The organism is Burkholderia sp. Bp8963 (assembly GCF_003854275.1).
Classification (GTDB): Bacteria; Pseudomonadota; Gammaproteobacteria; order Burkholderiales; family Burkholderiaceae; genus Burkholderia.
On record NZ_QTQP01000007.1, the window covers coordinates 130,684 to 149,725 of the forward strand.

Below are 19,042 nucleotides of genomic sequence, written 5' to 3' on the forward strand. Positions count from 1 at the left end.
GCGCGGCTCGCCATTGGCTGTGCGGCTTACTCGCCGCCGCGCTGGTTGAACCAGCGGTCGAGCACTTTGCCGGCCGCCTCGCGGCCGCCGAGCCCGAACGACAGCGCGACCGCCACCGCGATCGCGCCGAGCACGAGGCCGAACGCGAGCTGCACGATCTCGTTCGCGATGCCCATCGCGCGCAGCCCCATCGCGAACACGAGGCCGAGGATCGCGAACTGCGCGATGCGCGCGAACAGCACGCTGTGCTGCGTGTCCGCCTGCTGGATCACGCGGCGCGCGAGGCCCGCGAGCCAGAAGCCGATCACGAGGATCACGCCGCCCATCAGCACGTGGCCGCCGAACTCGATGAACAGCGTGACCACGTCGCGCACCTGCGAGAAGCCGAGCCGGTTCGCGGCCTCGACCGCGGCGAACAGCATCGCGAAGAACACGATCAGCCGCGCGGCCAGCACCGACGGCTGCAGCATGCCCGAGAACACGGGCTCGACACCGAGCACCTTCGGCAGCCCGTCGACGCCCGCCGCGACCAGCAGCTTCTGCGCGAGCCCGGCGACGAAGCGCGCGAAGTAGAACGTGACGAGCACGATCACGAGCGCCGCGACGATATCCGGCACCGCGGACAGGAACTGGTTCAGCATGTTGGTCGCGGGGCCGGAGATCGCGTCGATCTTCAGCGCGTCGAGCGCGGAGATCAGCGTCGGCACGAACACGAACACGTAGACGACCATGCCGACGAAGCTCGACACGCGCACGGGCGTCGGGCTGTCGAGGCGCTCGGTGAGCTTGTCCGCGCCGGCCGCGATCAGCAGGTTCGTAACGAGCCCGCGCAGCACCCGCGCGACGATCCAGCCGACCACGCCGATCACCGCCGCCGCGAACAGGTTCGGCACGATCGCGAGCAGCTTGTCGACCATCGCCTGCACCGGCGACAGCAGCCCCGACAGCGAGAATGCGGACAGGATCGCCGGCAGGAACATCAGGATCACGAGCCAGAACAGCACATCGCCGAGATAGCCGCTCATCGGCTGCATGCCCGCACTTTCGGTCAGCTTGTCGTCGACCTTGCAGGCTTTCAGCGAGCGGTTCGCGAGGCTGCGCAACAGCGACGCGATCAGCCACGCGATCAGCGTGAGCGCCGCGCCGCCGATCAGGTTCGGCAGGTAGTTGACGATATGGGTGACGAGCAGCGAAAACGGATTCGACACCGCATACAGGTTGAGCACGTTGAAGATGCCCACCGCGGTGACGAGCAGCACGAGCCAGAACAGGCCGCCGGCGATGATCCGCTCGACGTAGGCGCCTTGCCCCGTGCTTTCGGTGATCCGCTGATCGACCTTCAGCGCACCGAGCAGGCGCAGCGTGCCGGCCCGCGCCACGACGGCGATCAGCCAGCCGATCACCAGGATGCCGATCGCGCCGGCGATCTTCGGCAGGTACCCGCCTAGCGTAGTCTGCAGCGTTGTGATGAAGCTGGATGCATCCATTTCTTCTTCCCTCCGAAAACGTGGCGTTGCGATTGAAGATCGACGAACTACCTGCGTACTTCGAAATGACGCGCTGTCCCGCTCGTGCAACTTAACCCGGAAAAATGACGGCTTCAGCCGATTTCACCGTCTTTAACTTTAGACAACGATCGACAAGGACGGGACCCCAATTCAAAAAAGAAATGGGGTTTGATCTGTCGTGCGTGACACCTGCATGACGAAAACTCAGCAAGATTTATCAAAGCGCACCGTGCTACCTTGACGTCGGTCCTGTTCCGAGTGTGCCGATGAAAACAGAATCGCCTTGCTGGGTCCGCTATTCGACGCGTCTTGCGCGCGTGCACGACTACATCCGCACGCACCTCGACGAGGCGCTCGATCTGAACCGCCTCGCCGAGATCGCGTGCCTGTCGCCGTACCACTGGCATCGCGTCTATCGCGCGCTGTACGGCGAGTCGATCCTGGCGACGGTGCGGCGGATGCGGATCACGCGCGCCTCCGAGGATCTCGCCTGCACCGCGCTGCCGATCGAGCAGGTCGCGCGGCGAGCGGGCTACGGCTCGACGCACGCGTTCGCGCGCGCATTTCGCGATGCGTACGGCGTGCCGCCCGCGCAATACCGGCGCGCCGGCGTCCATCGCCCCATCTATCCGTTACTGAGAGGAGAAGAAGACATGTTCAAGCATGAAGTGTCGATCCGCCGCCTGCCGACGCTGCAAGGCTATGCGGTCGGCCATACGGGGTCGTATATGTTGGTCAGCAACGCGTTCGCGCGGATCGGCGGCTGGGTTGCGCAACACGGCCTGTTCGGGCCCGGCACGAAGATGATCGGGATTTTCTACGACGACCCGGACACCACGCCCGAAGCGCAACTGCGCGCGAAAGCGTGCTTCGTGCCGGCCGATGGCGCGCCGGACGTCGAGCCGAGTGCGCCCGTCGAGCGCGTGACCGTGCCGGGCGGCGACTATGCGGTGCTGCTGCACACCGGGCCCTATGCGGACCTGAAGACGGCTTACCAGTGGTTGTACGGCGAGTGGCTGCGCCACTCGGGCCGCGAAGCGGCCGATGCGCCGCCGTTCGAGCTGTACCTGAACACGCCGATGGATGCGGCGCCGGCCGACCTGCGCACGGAAATCCACCTGCCGCTGCGCTGATGCGTTCCGGGCCCGGTCACGTGCCGATGGCGAGCTTGCGCCGGCCGCCTGAACGGAGAATTCGAGTCAACGACGCCGCGCGCATTGCCGGCCAATCGCGACGTCGCGCGACGTCGCGCGCCGCTCGTCGCCCACGGAGACTTCGTCCGCCGGACCCGCCACCATGGCCACGCTGCCCGTGGCCGCCCGTGATCCATTTCAGGAAACCCATCGTCCGCTCCTCAGCGCCGTGCGCGCGCCGTGTCGAAAGCCCCGCTCCGGGACAGCAGGCGCAACCCGTTGCCGACCACGATCAGGCTCGCGCCCGCGTCGGCGAACACCGCCATCCACATCGTGCCAAGCCCCGCGACCGTGAGCGCGACGAACACCAGCTTCACGCCGAGCGCGAAGCCGATGTTCTGCACCAGCACGCGGTGCGTCGCGCGCGACAGCCGCACGAACGCGGGAATCTTGCGAAGGTCGTCGTCCATCAGCGCGACGTCGGCGGTTTCGATCGCGGTGTCGGTGCCCATCGCGCCCATTGCGAAGCCGATGTCGGCGCGCGCGAGCGCCGGTGCGTCGTTGATCCCGTCGCCGACCATCCCGACTGCGGACCGCGTCGCCCCCGCCGCGCCGGCGGCCAGTTCCTCGACTGCCGCGAGCTTGTCCTCGGGCAGCTGGTTGCCGCGCGCGTCGTCGATGCCGGCCTGCTGCGCGATCGCGTGCGCGGTGTGCGGGTTGTCGCCCGTCAGCATCGCGGTGCGAATGCCGAGCGCATGCAGTTCGGCGATCGCCGCGCGGCTCGTGTCCTTGATCGTGTCGGCGACGGCGAACACGCCGAGCACGCGCACGTCGTCGATCAGCATCACGACGCTCTTGCCCTGCCGCTCGAGCGCGTCGAGCTGTGCTTCGAGTTCCGGCGAGCAGCGTCCCAGTTCCTCGACGAGCCGGTGGTTGCCGAGCCAGTAGCCCGCGCCGTCGACCGTGCCGCGCACGCCGCGCCCGAGCAATGCTTCGAAGTCCTGCACGTTGGCGAGCGGCGCGACAGCGTCGGCCCGCGCCGCGGCCGCGATCGCTTGCGACACCGGGTGATCCGAACGCGCGGCGAGGCTCGCGGCGAGGTGCCGAACGTGCGCGGCGTCGGCATCGGCCGCCCGCAGTACGAAATCGGTCTGCACCGGCTTGCCGTGCGTGATCGTGCCGGTCTTGTCGAGCGCGAGCCATGCGAGCTTGCGCCCTTCTTCCAGATATACGCCGCCCTTCACGAGAATCCCGCGCCGCGCGGCCGCAGCCAGCCCCGACACGATCGTCACCGGCGTCGAGATCACGAGCGCGCACGGGCATGCGATCACCAGCAGCACGAGCGCACGGTAGATCCATTCGTGCCACGCGCCGCCCGTCACGATCGGCGGCACCGCCGCGACCAGCAGCGCGATCGCGAATACGATCGGCGTGTAGACGCGCGCGAACTGGTCGACGAAACGCTGGGTCGGCGCCTTCGCGCCCTGCGCCTCCTCGACCGCGTGGATGATGCGCGCAAGCGTCGTGTTGGCCGCGATCGCGGTCACCCGGTATTCGAACGAGCCCGATTCGTTGATCGTGCCGGCGAACACGGGGCCGCCGGCCGTCTTCTCGACGGGCAGGCTCTCGCCGGTGATCGGCGCCTGGTTCACGGTCGAGCGGCCCGCGACGACTTCGCCGTCGAGGCCGATCCGTTCGCCCGGTTTCACGCGCACGATCGCGCCGAGCACGACCCGGCCGGCTTCGATCGTGCGCCATTCGCCGTCGGGCTGTTGCACGGTCGCCGTGTCGGGCGCGAGCCGCATCAGCCCCTGGATCGCGTTGCGCGCGCGGTCGAGCGACTTTGCCTCGATCAGTTCGGCGATCGTGAACAGCACCATCACCATCGCGGCTTCCGGCCACTGGCCGATCGCCATCGCGCCCGTCACCGCGATGCTCATCAGCGCGTTGATGTTCAGGTTGCCGTTGCGCAGCGCGATCCAGCCCTTCTTGTAGGTGGTGATCCCGCACGCGAGCACCGCTGCGAGCGCGAGCACGGCCGACAGCCAGGTCGGCAGGCCGGCCCAGCTCGCGGCCTCCGATGCGATCGCGGCGCCGCCGGCCAGCGCGAGCGGCCACCACGGCTTCGCCGGCTCGGCACGCGCGGGCGACGGCGGCGCATCGGCCGACGCGGCCTCGGGCGTCATGCCGAGCGCACGGATCGCGCCGGCGATCGCCGCCTGCGCGCCCGGCGCGTGCTCGACAGTCAGCATCCGCTGCATCAGGTTGAATTCGAGCGACGCGACCTCGCGCATGCCGCCGAGCTTCTTGCGGATCAGCGTCTCCTCGGTCGGGCAGTCCATCTGCATGATCCGGAACGCCGAGCGCATGTTCCCCGACGCGGTGGCCTGCGATGCGGGCAGCGGCGCGAGCGTCAGCGCAGCGGGCGCGCAGCAGTCGCCGCCGTCGTGGGCGTGGGCGTGGGCGTGGGCGTGGGCGTGGGCGTGGGCGTGGGCGTGGGCGTGGGCGTGGGCGTGATGATGCACACCGCCATGGCTGCACGCTTGACCCTGTTCGTGACCATGATCATGGCCATGCGTAGCACCGTCGCCGTGCGCGTACCCGTCTTCACGGTCATGCTCATGGGCATGATCGTGGCCATCGCCGCATGCATGCGATTTCGTCGCCTGCGCGGCGGCTTCCCCGCCGCGTGCAGTCCTGCCGGCATCCGGCACCGCGGCGGCGACACCCACCGCGAGCGCATCGTGCGCGTCGGCGCAGCACGCGCCGGCTGTGCGGTGTCGTTCGTCGTGGGTACGCTGGGCGTCGGTCATCACAACCTCCTCAATAGCTTGACGGTGTAGAGTTAACACCCTGAAGCCACTACAGGGTCAACCCTTGATCGGGAGAAAGGTATGAAGATCGGCGAACTGGCCAAAACGGCACGCTGCACGCCCGAGACGATCCGCTTCTACGAGAAGGAGGGTCTGATGCCTGATGCGGAGCGCACCGACGCGAACTACCGGAACTACACGGAAGCGCACGTCGAGCGCTTGCGCTTCATCCGCAACTGCCGCGCGCTCGACATGGCGCACGACGAAATCCGTGCGCTGCTGAGCCTCACCGATACGCACGGCGACCGCTGCGATTCGATCAATGCGCTGCTCGACGAACACATCGGGCACGTCGACGCGCGGCTGGCCGAACTGACGCATCTGCGCGACCAGCTGACCGAATTGCGCCGCCAATGTGTGGGCGAGCACTCGGTCGAGGACTGCGGGATCGTGCATGGTCTCGCGACGATGGAGACGGTCGCGCCGTCTGCGAAACGTTCACACCTCGGCTGAAAGCCTTGTCGAATATGATAGTCACACATAAACTAGTGATTAATTAACTAGATATGTTTTGACTATTTGTTCCCCATGAGCCGTCCATCGCCATTGGCGCTCGCGGTCCTCGCGACGCTCACCGAAGCCCCGATGCATCCGTACGGGATGCTGCAGCAACTGAAGTCGCGCGGCCACGACGAAGTCGTCAACGTCCGGCAGCGCACGAGCCTGTATCAGACGATCGACCGGCTGCTGCGCGACGGCCTGATCGCGGTGCACGACACCGAGCGCGACGGCGCGTTTCCGGAGCGCACCCTTTACACGCTCACGGATGCGGGGCGCGCCGCCGGGGGCGCATGGCTGCACGCGCTGCTCGCCGAGCCTGCCCGTGAATTCCCGGCGTTCGACGCCGGGCTCGCGTTCCTGCCGCTGCTCGATGCCGAAGACGCCCGCCATCAGCTCGAGCGCCGCATCGCCGCGCTCGAGGCCGAACGCGTGCGTCTCGAAACGCTGCGCAACACCGCGCAGGCCAATCAGGTGTCGCGCCTGTTCCTGCTGCAGAACGAGCATGCGCTCGTGCTGCTCGACGCCGAGCTCGGCTGGGTCCGCAGCGTGGTCGAGCATCTGAAGATCGGCGCGCTGAGCTGGGTCGACGGCTGATCGCCCCCGGGCCGGCGGCAGGCCGGCCTCGCGCCGCGCGTCAAAGCACCTTGCCGGGATTCAGGATGTGACGCGGATCGAGTGCATCCTTCAGCCCGCGCATCAGGCCGATTTCCGCATCGCTGCGCGTACAGCCGAGATACGGACGCTTCAGCACGCCAATCCCGTGTTCGGCGGAAATCGAGCCGCCCATCGCCTGCACGACGGCATAGACAGTCCGATCCAGTTCGTCGCCGGTCGCGGCGTCGTGCTCCGCGAGCGACACGCCGATATGCACGTTGCCGTCGCCGACGTGCCCGAAGAACAGGCACACGGCCGCCGGCCAGCGCGCACGCAGCGCCGCCTCGCAGCGCTCGGCGAATGTGCCGAGCTCGCCGGTCGGCAGGCTCACATCGAAGTTGACGAGATTCGGCAGCGCGTCGATCGCGAGGCCTTCGCGCAGCGTCCACATGTCGCGCGCCTGCCGCTCCGACGTCGCGAGCGCTGCGTCGTCGACGAGCCCCGCATCGAAGCAGTCGGCGAGGCAGGCCTCGAGCGCGTGCCGCGCATCGCCGCCCGGCGCGCTCGTCGCGCATTCGATCAGCACCGCGAAACCGTCGTCGGCCGCAAATGGCGCGACGACCCCGGGCGTGTGCCCGGCAACGTACCGGTAGAACGCCGGCCACATCGCCTCGAAACTGACCGCCTCAGGCAGCGCGCGCACGCGGTTCCACAGCCCGACGACCGCATCGTAGCCGGCCACCCGGCATAGCGCGGTCGCGGGCGCGGCCAGCCGCGGATGCAGCCGCAACACCGCGCGCGTGATGACGCCGAGCGTGCCTTCGCTGCCGATGAACAGCTGCTTCAGGTCGTAGCCGGCGTTGTTCTTCAGCATCCGGTTCATCGACGACACGACGGTGCCGTCCGCGAGCACCGCCTCGAGCCCGAGCACCTGCTCGCGCATCATTCCGTAGCGGATCGCGCGCGTGCCGCCCGCGTTGGTCGCGAGCGCGCCGCCGATCTGGCACGACCCGCGCGCGCCGAGGTCGACGCCGAACGTGAAGCCCGCCGCTTCAGCCGCCTCCTGCACGGTCTGCAGCAGCGTGCCGGCGCGCACCGTGATCGTGCCCGCCGCGGCGTCGAGCGACTCGACGCCCGCGAACCGCTCCATCGACAGCACCACTTCGCCGCCGAGCGCCACCGCGCCGCGCGCCAGCCCCGTCAGCCCGCCCTGCGGCACGACCGGCTGCCCGAGCCGCGTGCACAGCGCGAGCGCGCGCGACACGTCGTCGACGCTGCGCGGACGCAGCAGCGCGCGCGGCCGCACGCCGGGCGCCTCGTTGTACGCGGTGAAGAAGCGCGGCTCGATCCCGGCCGACGGCGTCACGCATCCTGCGCCGAGTTCCGCGGCGAGCGCGGCGACTAGCGCGACGACGATCGCGTCGCCATGCTGCGCCGCACCGCTGCCGGCCCCGGCCGGCTGATCGCTGCTGGGCATCGCTTCGTCATCCTTACTTGGTCGAAATGTCGATATCGCCGAAGTACTTCCGGCCCAGCGTCTTGACCGTGCCGTCGGCCTTCAGCTTGTCGATTGCCGCATTCAGCTTCGCCTTCAGCGCGTCATCGCCCTTGCGCAGGCCGAACGCGATGCCGTTGCCGAGGATCCGGTCGTCGCGCACGGGCTGGCCGACGAACGCGAAATCCTTGCCGTCCGGGCGCGACAGGAAGCCGCGCTGGCCGGACGGCGCGAGCACCAGCGTCGCGTCGAGGCGTCCCGACACGAGATCCGAATACGCCTGGTTCTGGTCCTGGTACGCGACGACCGCGACGCCGGCCGGCTCCCAGTGCGCCTTCGCATAGGTTTCCTGGATCGACGCCTGCAGCACGCCGACCCGCTTGCCCTTCAGCGATTCCGGCGTCGGCAGCAGGCCGCTGCCGTTGCGCGCGATCAGCTGCGTCGGCACCCGATAGATGATGGTCGTGAAATCGATCGCCTGGCGTCGCTGCTCGGTCGCGTTCATCGCCGAGTTGATCGCGTCGAACTTGCGGCCCTGCAGCGCGGGGATCAGCCCGTCGAACGACGTCTCGACCCATTTGCACGACAGCTTCGCGGTCTGGCAGACCGCGTTGCCGACGTCGATGTCGAAGCCCTGCAGGTCGCCGTTCGGCGCCTTCGATTCGAATGGCGGATATTGGGCCTCGAGGCCGAAGCGCAGTGTCTGCTGTGCGTCGGCGAGCGCCGCGCCGGAACCGAATGCGCACGCCAGCGCGAGCCAGAGTTTCAGGTGTTTCATCGTGATCTCCTTTCGGCCGGCATCGGCGCGTTTGCGCGTGCTCCGGTCCCATGCAAAATGTGAATCGTGGGGGTTCGCGCGCCGGCGGCCGCCGGCGTCGCGGTCAAAGCGTGCGCAAGCGGCGCGCGCCTTCGATCAGCGTCGCATCGTCCTTCGAGAAGCTGAGCCGGATGACGCCAGCATCGGTGCCGTCGGTGTAGAACGCCGACAGCGGAATCGTCGCGACGCGCGCGTCGCGGATCAGCCGCAGCACGAAATCGCTGTCGCGCTCGTCGGAAAAATGCCGGAACCGCGCGAGCATGAAGAACGAGCCTTCGCTCGGCAGCAACTCGAAGCGCGAATCGGCGAGCTCGCGCACGAGCAGGTCGCGCTTGGCCTGGTAGAAGGCCGACAGGCCGAGGTAGCTGTCCGGTTGTGCGAGGATCTCGGCGAATGCGATCTGCATCGGCGTGTCGGCCGAAAACACCATGAACTGGTGCACCTTGCGGATCTCGTCCATCAGCTCCGCCGGCGCGAGACAGTAGCCGACGCGCCAGCCGGTCACATGGAACGACTTGCCGAACGACGACACGATCACGCTGCGCTCGGCGAGTTCGCGGCTGCGCGCCATGCTCTGGTGCAGCGCGCCGTCGAACACGACGTGCTCGTAGACCTCGTCGGACAGGATCACGATGTCGGTGCCGCGCGTGAGCTGCGCGAGGCGCGCGAGATCGTCGGCGGAGAACACCGTCGCGGTCGGGTTATGCGGCGTGTTGACGATGATCATCCGCGTGCGCGGCGTGATCGCCGCGGCGACCTCGTCCCAGTCGACGCGGAAATGCCCGGGCGACAGCTTGATCGCGACGGGCGTCGCGCCCTGCATCCGCACGATCGGCGCATAGCTGTCGAACGACGGCTCGAAGTAGATCACTTCGTCGCCCGGATGCACGAGCGCGCTGATCGCCGCATAGAGGCCCTCGCTCGCGCTCGCGATCACGGTGATCTCGGTCGCCGGATCGTAGCGCGCGCCGTAAAGCGCCTCGGTCTTCTCGGCGAGCCGGTCGCGCAGTTGCGCGACGCCGGCCATCGGCGCGTACTGGTTGTGTCCGTCGCGCATCGCGCGCGCGACGCCTTCGACGAGCAGCGGATCCGGTGCGAAATTCGGCGCGCCCTGCGACAGGTTCAGCGCATCGTGCTGCGCGGCGAGCTGGCCGATTATGGTGAAGATCGTGGTCCCGACGTCCGGCAGCTTCGAACGGGGCGCGGTGGCGCTTCGCATGACTCCTCCTGGTTGTAACGCTGGCGGACGCGGCAGGTGCGCCCGGCTCGTTCAACCGATTTAGCCGCAGCCAATATCGCGCGGCAATCGAAAGATAGTCATGGCAGCCATGCATTCAGATCATGGCTGGCTCCGCACCAAACGGATTTTTGCGAGGATTGGCGATGCCCGTCATGCAAGCAACGCATTTCGCGTTGCAGAGGGACGTGACCGGGACGGCGGTGAGGCCGCCTGCGCCAGCGCGTCGCGCCACAGTTCGACGTACCCGTCGTAATGCCGCCGGTACGCGGCGGCATATTTGCTACTCTGAAAATCAGGAAGACACGCGTTCCGGATGAAACCGGACCGAGCGCGGAAGCGCGAACAGCCTTGCATCGCACTGAACCGGAGCACGCGCACAAGCGCGCCGTCCGGTCGACAACGGAGACACATCGATGGCCGGACCGACGCACGCAGTCGCGAACCAGTTCGACGAACTGGTCGACTATAACCTCTTCGCGACCGATGCCGCGCTGCGCGACGCGCTCGCACGCGCCGGCGCCGACTGGGCCGTGCCGCAGCTCGATGCGTACGGCGCGCGCGTCGGCAGCGCCGACACCGCGCAGCTCGCCGACGACGCGAACCGCCACCCGCCGGAACTGAACGCATTCGACCGGCGCGGCCGGCGGATCGACCGCGTCGACTTCCACCCGGCGTGGCACGCGCTGCTCGGCATGTACCGCGACGCAGGCTTCGTGTCGCTCGCGTTCCGCGACACGCGCCCCGGCCGCTGGGCCGCGACCGCGGCCGGCTTCTACCTGCACGGCCAGATCGAGGCCGGCACGCTGTGCCCGGCGACGATGACGCAGGCCGCGATCCCCGTGCTGCAGAAGGAGCCCGCGCTGTGGGACCTGCTGCGCGACAAGCTCTACAGCGACGCATACGACCCGCGCGACGTGCCGGTCGTGCAAAAACACTCGATCTGGTTCGGGATGGGCATGACCGAGAAACAGGGCGGCTCCGACGTGCGCGCGATCACGACGATCGCGACGCCGGCCGGCGCAGGCGGGCGCGGCGGCGAATACCTGCTGCGCGGTCACAAATGGTTCTTCTCCGCGCCGATGTGCGACGCGCACCTCGTCGTCGCGCGTACCGACAGCGGCGGCCCGTCGTGCTTCTACGTGCCGCGCTGGCGGCCCGACGGCACCAAGAACGCGGTCGAGATCCAGCGCCTGAAGGACAAGGTCGGCAACCGCAGCAACTCGAGCAGTGAGATCGAGCTGAACGATGCGTGGGGCATCATGCTCGGCGACGAAGGCCGCGGGATTCCGACCATCATCGAGATGGCGACCTATACGCGCCTGAACTGCGTGCTCGGCAGCGCGGCGATGCTGCGCCAGGGCGTCGTGCAGGCGATCGCGTACACGCGGCAGCGCCACGCGTTCGGGCGCGCGCTCGCCGAACAGCCGCTGATGCGCACCGTGCTTGCCGATCTCGCGCTCGAAAGCGAGGCGGCGCTCGTGCTCGCGATGCGGCTCGCCGCCGCGTTCGAGGATGGCGACACGCCGATCGAGCGCGCGTGGAAGCGCATCGTCACGCCCGCCGCGAAATTCTGGGTCTGCAAGCGCGCGGTCGAGCTGACCGGCGAAGTGATGGAAGTGTTCGGCGGCAACGGCTACGTCGACAACGGGCCGATCGCGCGGCTGTTCCGCGAGGCGCCCGTCAACTCGATCTGGGAAGGCTCGGGCAACGTGATGTGCCTCGATGTGCTGCGCGCGGTGTCGCGCGAGCCGGACGCGGCCGCCGCGCTGCTCGGCGAACTGCACGATCTGGCGGCGGGCGAGCCGCGACTGCGCGACGCGCTCGACACGCTGCGTGCGATGCTCGCCGCGCCGCCCGACACGCTCGAAGCGGCCGGCCGCCTGTTCGCGCAGCGGCTCGTGCTCGTCGCACAAGCATGCCTGCTGCGGCGCGACGCGCCCGCGGCCGTCGCCGACGCGTTCATCGCGACGCGCATGGCCGAGCCCGCGTGGGGCCGCATCGCGGGCGGCTTCGATCCACGCCGCATCGACGTCGCCGCGCTGCTGCAACGCGCATATCCCGCGTGACTGAGGCGCTCGTACAACGCGACATCCCACGGAGTCCTGCATGAACCTCGTCGCCGCCCTCGACCGCGCCGCCCGTGCGACGCCCGACAAACCGTTCCTGCGCTTTGACGGCGCGACGATCACCTACGGCCAGGCGCGCGACCGCTCGCACCGCGCGGCGGCGGTGCTGAGCGCGCTCGGTGTCGCGGCCGGCGACCGCGTCGCCGCGATGTGCTTCAACACGCCGGCGTTCGTCGACGTGCTGCTCGGCGCGTGGCGGCTCGGCGCGGCGTTCGTGCCGGTCAACCACAAGCTGCAGGCGCCCGAAGTCGACTACGTGCTCACGCACAGCCGCAGCAAGGTGATCCTGTTCGACGCGGCGCTCGCGCCGGTGCTCGACCGCGTCGCGTCCGCCGCGCGACGCCTGTCCACCGAAGGGACGGTCGCCGGGTTGCCGTGCTTCGACACGATGCGCGAGACGATCGACGGCGTCGCCGGCATCCTTCCCGCCGACGGCGACGTCGCGCAGATCCTCTACACGTCCGGCACCACCGGCCGCCCGAAAGGCTGCGTGCACAGCCATCGCACGGTGACGCTCGCGGCCATGCAGGCCGCGCTCGCGCTGTCGATCACGCACGACGAGCGCACGCTGATGGCGATGCCGATCTGGCATTCGTCGCCGCTCAACAACTGGTTCGGCGGCACGCTGTATGTCGGCGGCACCGTCGTGCTGCTGCGCGAATATCATCCGCTGCGATTCCTGCAGGCGGTCGAGCGCGAGCGCGTGACGCTGTATTTCGGCGCGCCGGTGTCGTACACGTTGCCGCTCGATACGATCGAAGGCTTCGCCGCGTTCGACCTGACGGGCGTGCGCGCGTGGATCTACGGCGGCGGCCCGATTGGCGCGGCACAGGCCGAGCGGCTCGCGCGCGCGTACCGCAGCGACGCGTTCTATCAGGTGTACGGCATGACCGAGACGGGCCCGGCCGGCACGGCGCTGTATCCGGACGAGCAGGTGACGAAAGCGGGCTCGATCGGCCGCTGCGGCGCGCCCGGCGTCGACCTGCGCGTCGTGCGCGCGGATGGCGGCGACGCGCAGCCGGGCGAGGCCGGCAAGGACACTGGCGAAGTCTGGCTCAAGGCCGACAGCATGATGCTCGGCTATCTCGACGATCCGGACGCGACCCGTGCCGCGTTCGCGCCGGACGGGTGGTATCGCTCCGGTGACGTCGCACGCATCGATCAGGATGGCTATCTGTTCCTCGTCGACCGGATCAAGGACATGATCGTGACGGGCGGCGAGAACGTCTATTCGAAGGAAGTGGAAGACGTGCTGACCGCGTATCCGGGCGTGGTCGAAGCGGCCGTCGTCGGCACACCGCACCCGGACTGGGGCGAGACGGTCGTCGCGCACGTCGTCGTGCGCGACGGCGCGGCGCTCGATGCCGACACGCTGCGCGCGTTCTGCGCGGAACGGCTCGCGGCGTACAAGGTGCCACGCGAATTCGTGTTCGCCGACGCGTTGCCGCGCACGCCGACCGGCAAGCTGCAGAAATTCCTGCTGCGCAGGCGCGACGGCTGAGCGCGAGCCGAAATAAAAAAGCCACCGGACCTTCCGGTCCGGTGGCTTTCGATGTGCCGCACGGGCAGCCGCCCGCCGACGTAATGCTTACTTGCCGCCGATGCTCTTCAGCGGCTTCCACTCGCCCTTCTCGACCTTGTACATCGTGATGCCGCCGTTCTTCAGGTCGCCCTTCGCGTCATACGCGACGTGCGTCGACGTGACGCCGGCCATGTCGGTCTTCGCGAGCAGCGGCAGGTACTTCGCCGGATCCGTCGAGTTCGCCTTCTTCATCGCGTTGAACAGCGCCATCGCGCCGTCGTACGAATACGGCGAGTAGGTCTGCACGTCCTCGCCGAAGCGCTTCTTGTACTTGTCGGCGTACGACTTGCCGCCAGGCATCTCGTCGAGCGGCAGGCCCGCGAGCGAAGCGATCGTGCCGTCAGCCGCGCCACCCGCGATGCTCAGGAACGTCGGCGTCTTCACCATTTCGCCGCCCATCAGCGGTGCCGTGAAGCCCAGCGCCTTCATCTGCTTGACCATCGGCGCCGCCTGCGAATCGGCGCCGCCGTAGTAGACGAGGTCCGGCTTCGCCGCCTTCAGCTTCGTCAGGATCGCCTTGAAGTCGACCGCCTTGTCGTTCGTGAATTCACGATCGACGATCGTCGCACCGGCTGCCTTCGCGGCCTTCTCGAACTGGTCGGCGAGACCCTGGCCGTAAGCGGTGCGGTCGTCGACGATCGCGATCTTCTTCAGGCCGAGATCCTTCGCGACGAACGAGCCCGCCACCGAGCCCTGCTGCGTGTCGGACGTCATCATGCGGAAGGTCGTCTTGTAGCCCTGCTGCGTGTATTCCGGCGCGGTCGCCATCGCGATCTGCGGAATGCCCGCGTTCGCGTAGATGCGCGATGCCGGAATCGTCGTGCCCGAGTTGAAGTGGCCGAGCATGCCCTTGATACCGTCGTCGACGAGCTTCTGTGCAACCGTCGTGCCCGTGCGCGGGTCGGCCTGGTCGTCCTGCGTGTCGAGCACGAACTTCACCGGCTTGCCGCCGATCACCGGCTTCGTCGCGTTGAAGTCCTCGATCGCGAGCACGATGCCGTTCTGCATATCCTTGCCGTAATGTGCCTGCGCACCCGTCATCGGCCCTGCGTAGCCGACCTTCACGTCATCCGCATGCGCAGTCCCCGCCAGCGACATGACCGCAACGAACGTCGCGCCTGCCAGCTTTTTCATCGTGTGTTGCATAGCTTCTCCTAGGTACCAGGTATAAGTGGAGCGGCTTCGGGATCGCCTTGCCGCTTCCTTTTCTTGATCCGAACGGCAAGGATGGTCAGCCGATCGTCATCAAATTCGCATTGCCGCCCGCCGCCGCGGTGTTCACGCTGACCGAGCGCTCGGTGAGCAGACGCTCGAGCGCGTAGTCTTCCGCGTCGCCGCGCTCGAACGCGCCCGCCGACACGCCCTGCACCGATACGATCGGGCCCGGCCGCTGCGCGACTTCCTTCACCAGCATCTGCAGCTCGTCGCTGTCGCCTTCGAACAGCACCGCGTCGAACACCGCATCCGCCTGCTTGCGCACGCCCGCATGCGCCTTCAGCGCCGCCGGCAGCGCAGCGACGAGCGCCTCGCCTGCCGCGCCGGCAAAGAGCGCGCGGTTGCCGGTTGCGAGCACCGCCGCGAACTGCGCACGCGCACCACCCGGCGTCGCCGCAACGCACAGCACGGTGCCGCGCGGGCCGAGTGTATACGTGTTCCGCTCGCCCGTCGGGCCCGTGAGCACCGCGGTCGCGCCGGCCGGCACCTGCGCGAGGTAGCCGTCGCAGCGTGCCGCGAGCGCCGGCTCGCGCTGCTCGATCAGCCAGTCGCGCAGCGTCGTCAGCGCCGCGGCCGGGCTCTCGCGCTTCTCGCCTTCGGCAGCGTCGTCCGCGACCAGCATGTCCGCGAGCGAACGCGGCAGGCCCGACGGACGCGTCGCGAGCAGACGCTGCAGGTACAGCGCGCCACCCGCCTTCGGGCCCGTGCCCGACAGCCCTTCGCCGCCGAACGGCTGCACGCCGACCACCGCGCCGATCACGTTGCGGTTCACGTAGATGTTGCCGACGTGCGCGCGCTCGATCACGTGCGCGATCGTCTCGTCGATCCGCGTGTGGATGCCGAGCGTCAGGCCATAGCCGGTCGCGCGGATCTGCTCGAGCAGCTTGTCCAGCGCGCTGCGGCGATAGCGCACGACGTGCAGCACCGGCCCGAACACCTCGCGCTTCAGCTCGTCGATGCTGCCGATCTCGATCAGCGTCGGCGGCACGAACGTGCCGTGCGCGCAGGCGTCCGGCATCGGCAGCTGTGTGACGCCGTGGCCCTTCTCCTTCATCGCGGCGACGTGCGTGTCGATCGTCTGCTTCGCTTCACCGTCGATCACCGGGCCGACGTCCGTCGACAGGCGATCGGGGTTGCCGAGCGCGAGTTCCTGCATCGCGCCTTTCAGCATCGTCAGCGTGCGGTCGGCGACATCGTCCTGCAAACACAGAACGCGCAGCGCCGAACATCGTTGACCGGCGGAATCAAACGACGACTGCATCACGTCCGCGACGACCTGCTCGGCGAGCGCCGACGAATCGACGATCATCGCGTTCTGGCCGCCCGTCTCGGCGATCAGCGGAATCGGCTTGCCCTCCGGGTCGAGGCGCGCCGACAGCGTCTTGTTGATCAGGCGCGCGACTTCGGTCGAGCCGGTGAACATCACCGCGCGGGTGCGCGCATCGGCCACCAGCGCCGCACCGACCGTCTCGCCGGTGCCCGGCAGCAGTTGCACCGCGCCGGCCGGCACGCCGGCCTCGCGCAGGATGCGCACCGCTTGCGCCGCGATCAGCGGCGTCTGCTCGGCCGGCTTCGCGAGCACCGTGTTGCCGGCTGCGAGCGCCGCCGCCACCTGGCCCATGAAGATCGCGAGCGGGAAGTTCCACGGGCTGATGCAGACCACCGGCCCCAGCGGGCGGTGCGTGTCGTTCGAGAATTCGTCGCGGATCTGCGCGGCGTAGTAGCGCAGGAAGTCGACCGCCTCGCGGATTTCCGCAATCGCGTTCGGCAGCGACTTGCCGGCTTCGCGCACGATCAGGCCCATCAGCGTGTGCATCTGCGCTTCGAGCAGGTCGGCGGCACGCGCGAGGCAGTCGGCGCGCGCGTCCACGGGCGTCGCCTGCCAGATCGGCGCGGCGGCCACCGCGTGCGCGAGCGCGGCGCTCACGTGCTCGGACGTCGCCTCGCTGACCGTGCCGACGAGGTCGCGCTGGTCGGCCGGGTTGCGCACGTCGCGGGCCGGCGCATCGGCGAGCGCATTGTCGGCGAGCAGCGGCGCGGCGCGCCACGGGTGATGTCCGCTCGCGAGCAGCGCGGACGACAGCGATGCGAGGCGATGCTCGTTCGACAGGTCGAGGCCCATCGAGTTGAAGCGCTCGTCACCGTACAGGTTGCGCGGCAGCGGGATCTTCGCGTGCGGCGCGCCGAGCGGCGTAACCTTCAGCGCTTCCTCGACCGGATCCGCGACCAGTTCCTTGACCGACACCGTCTTGTCCGCGATGCGGTTCACGAACGACGTGTTCGCGCCGTTTTCCAGCAGGCGGCGCACGAGGTACGCGAGCAGCGTTTCGTGCGTGCCGACCGGCGCATACACGCGGCACGGACGGTTCATCTTGTCGCGGCCGGTCACCTCTTCATAGAGCGGCTCGCCCATCCCGTGCAGGCACTGGAATTCGTACTGGCCCGGGTAGTAGTTCTGGCCGGCGAGGTGATAGATCGCGGCGAGCGTATACGCGTTGTGCGTCGCGAACTGCGGATAGACGGCATCGGGTGCCGCGAGCAGCTTCTTCGCGCACGCGAGGTACGACACGTCCGTGTAGATCTTGCGCGTGTAGACCGGATAGCCTTCGAGGCCGTCGACCTGCGCACGCTTGATCTCGGTATCCCAGTACGCGCCCTTCACGAGGCGGATCATCAGGCGATGGCGGCTGCGGCGCGCGAGATCGATCAGGTAGTCGATCACGAACGGGCAGCGCTTCTGGTAGCCCTGCACGACGAAGCCAATGCCGTTCCAGCCGGCGAGTTCAGGATCGAAGCACAGCGCCTCGAGCAGGTCGAGCGACAGTTCGAGACGGTCGGCTTCCTCGGCGTCGATGTTCAGGCCGATGTCGTAGCGGCGCGCGAGCAGCGCGAGCGCGCGCACACGCGGCAGCAGCTCGGTCATCGTGCGTTCCTGCTGCGAGCGCGAGTAGCGCGCATGCAGCGCCGACAGCTTGATCGAGATGCCGGGGCCTTCGTAGATGCCGCGCCCGCCGGCCGCCTTGCCGATCGCGTGGATCGCCTGCTCGTACGACGCGTAGTAGCGCAGCGCGTCCTCTTCGGTCGTCGCCGCTTCGCCGAGCATGTCGTACGAGTAGCGGAAGCCGCGCGCTTCGTACTTGCGGCTGTTCGCGAGCGCTTCGGAGATCGTCTCGCCGGTCACGAACTGCTCGCCCATCAGGCGCATCGCCATGTCGACGCCCTTGCGGATCAGCGGCTCGCCGCCCTTGCCGATCAGGCGCGTGAGCGCCGACGACAGCCCCGCTTCGCTGTTGGTCGTGACGAGCTTGCCGGTGATCATCAGCCCCCAGGTCGCCGCGTTGACGAACAGCGACGGCGCGTGGCCGACGTGCGAGCGCCAGTCGCCCTTGCTGATCTTGTCGCGGATCAGCGCGTCGCGGGTCGCGCGGTCGGGGATGCGCAGCAGCGCTTCCGCGAGACACATCAGCGCGACACCTTCCTGGCTCGACAGCGAGAACTCGTGGATCAGCCCTTCGACACCGCCGCCCGAACTCTTCTCGCGCAGCGCCTCGACGAGCTGCGTCGCGAGCGCCTGCACGTCCGTGGACAGGTTCGCGGGCAGCCGCGCCTGGCCGATCAGGAACGGCACGCATTCCGGCTCGGGGCGGCGGTACGCGGCGGTGATCGCCGCGCGCAGCACCGACTGCGGCTGCACGTTCTGCGCGAACTCGAGGAACGGATGCGGGGAGTTGTCGTCGTCGCCTTCACCGCCCTGACCGTCGGCGAGCTCGGTAACGCCGCTGTGGCCGGACAGCTCCGGCGGCAGCTGGCCGTGCTCGATCCGCTCGAGATACGCGAAGATCGCCTGCTTGATCAGCCAGTGGGGAGTCCGTTCGAGTCGCGCTGCGGCGTCTTTCAGGCGCGAGCGGAGCAGATCGTCGACTTTGACGCCAAGGGTGGTGCTTGCCATGATGGGTTC

The 19,042-nt window shown here is 68.5% G+C and carries 14 protein-coding genes; 7 read left to right on the forward strand and 7 right to left on the reverse strand.

The annotated features are described in order from the left end of the window. Positions 1-26: 26 nt before the first annotated feature. A complete protein-coding gene (locus tag DID96_RS08340) occupies positions 27-1,487 on the reverse strand; it encodes a mechanosensitive ion channel (protein WP_124598886.1) in 1,461 nt (486 codons plus the stop codon). 287 nt (positions 1,488-1,774) lie between these two features. On the opposite strand from DID96_RS08340, the gene DID96_RS08345 reads away from it, so the two are divergent. Continuing rightward, positions 1,775-2,641 (forward strand): GyrI-like domain-containing protein, encoded by an 867-nt coding sequence (locus tag DID96_RS08345; RefSeq protein ID WP_124598887.1) that lies wholly within the window; start codon positions 1,775-1,777, stop codon positions 2,639-2,641. 221 nt (positions 2,642-2,862) lie between these two features. Here DID96_RS08345 and DID96_RS08355 read toward each other — a convergent pair whose 3' ends face one another. Then, entirely contained in the window at positions 2,863-4,983 is a 2,121-nt protein-coding gene (locus DID96_RS08355; protein WP_260463824.1) for a heavy metal translocating P-type ATPase, read from the reverse strand. Between the two features lie 4 nt (positions 4,984-4,987). On the opposite strand from DID96_RS08355, the gene DID96_RS38810 reads away from it, so the two are divergent. The 4 genes from DID96_RS38810 to DID96_RS08365 all read left to right on the forward strand — a co-directional run bounded on the left by DID96_RS38810 (position 4,988) and on the right by DID96_RS08365 (position 6,609). Beyond that, entirely contained in the window at positions 4,988-5,158 is a 171-nt protein-coding gene (locus DID96_RS38810; protein ID WP_260463825.1) for a hypothetical protein, read from the forward strand. Continuing rightward, positions 5,158-5,484, forward strand: coding sequence for a hypothetical protein (locus tag DID96_RS38815; RefSeq protein WP_260463826.1), 327 nt, complete (start codon positions 5,158-5,160; stop codon positions 5,482-5,484). The genes DID96_RS38810 and DID96_RS38815 overlap by 1 nt, the downstream gene beginning before the upstream one ends. A 51-nt stretch (positions 5,485-5,535) precedes the next feature. Next, the gene (gene cadR, locus DID96_RS08360) at positions 5,536-5,967 is read left to right on the forward strand and encodes a Cd(II)/Pb(II)-responsive transcriptional regulator (protein ID WP_124598889.1); all 432 of its coding nucleotides are present in this window, start codon (positions 5,536-5,538) and stop codon (positions 5,965-5,967) included. A gap of 75 nt (positions 5,968-6,042) precedes the next feature. Then, positions 6,043-6,609 (forward strand): PadR family transcriptional regulator, encoded by a 567-nt coding sequence (locus DID96_RS08365; protein WP_124598890.1) that lies wholly within the window; start codon positions 6,043-6,045, stop codon positions 6,607-6,609. Between the two features lie 40 nt (positions 6,610-6,649). On the opposite strand, the gene DID96_RS08370 is transcribed toward DID96_RS08365, so the two are convergent. From DID96_RS08370 to DID96_RS08380, 3 genes are all read right to left on the reverse strand, one after another. After that, on the reverse strand, positions 6,650-8,086 hold the full coding sequence (locus tag DID96_RS08370) for an FAD-binding oxidoreductase (protein WP_124598891.1): 1,437 nt from the start codon (positions 8,084-8,086) through the stop codon (positions 6,650-6,652). Between the two features lie 13 nt (positions 8,087-8,099). After that, positions 8,100-8,882 carry an ABC transporter substrate-binding protein gene (locus tag DID96_RS08375; protein WP_124598892.1) on the reverse strand — a complete coding sequence of 261 codons (783 nt, stop codon included), beginning with the start codon at positions 8,880-8,882 and terminating at the stop codon, positions 8,100-8,102. 103 nt (positions 8,883-8,985) lie between these two features. Beyond that, positions 8,986-10,140: a pyridoxal phosphate-dependent aminotransferase gene (locus DID96_RS08380; protein WP_124598893.1), complete on the reverse strand. Its 1,155-nt coding sequence runs from the start codon at positions 10,138-10,140 to the stop codon at positions 8,986-8,988. A gap of 434 nt (positions 10,141-10,574) precedes the next feature. On the opposite strand from DID96_RS08380, the gene DID96_RS08390 reads away from it, so the two are divergent. Next, positions 10,575-12,227 carry an acyl-CoA dehydrogenase family protein gene (locus DID96_RS08390; protein WP_124598894.1) on the forward strand — a complete coding sequence of 551 codons (1,653 nt, stop codon included), beginning with the start codon at positions 10,575-10,577 and terminating at the stop codon, positions 12,225-12,227. Positions 12,228-12,267: 40 nt separating this feature from the next. After that, entirely contained in the window at positions 12,268-13,788 is a 1,521-nt protein-coding gene (locus tag DID96_RS08395; RefSeq protein WP_124598895.1) for a class I adenylate-forming enzyme family protein, read from the forward strand. A gap of 87 nt (positions 13,789-13,875) precedes the next feature. On the opposite strand, the gene DID96_RS08400 is transcribed toward DID96_RS08395, so the two are convergent. Together DID96_RS08400 and putA are read right to left on the reverse strand one after the other, a co-directional pair. Then, on the reverse strand, positions 13,876-15,015 hold the full coding sequence (locus DID96_RS08400) for a branched-chain amino acid ABC transporter substrate-binding protein (protein ID WP_124598896.1): 1,140 nt from the start codon (positions 15,013-15,015) through the stop codon (positions 13,876-13,878). Positions 15,016-15,100: 85 nt separating this feature from the next. Continuing rightward, complete coding sequence (putA, locus tag DID96_RS08405; RefSeq protein WP_124598897.1) at positions 15,101-19,033, reverse strand: trifunctional transcriptional regulator/proline dehydrogenase/L-glutamate gamma-semialdehyde dehydrogenase; 3,933 nt, start codon at positions 19,031-19,033, stop codon at positions 15,101-15,103. Between the last annotated feature and the right edge of the window lie 9 nt (positions 19,034-19,042).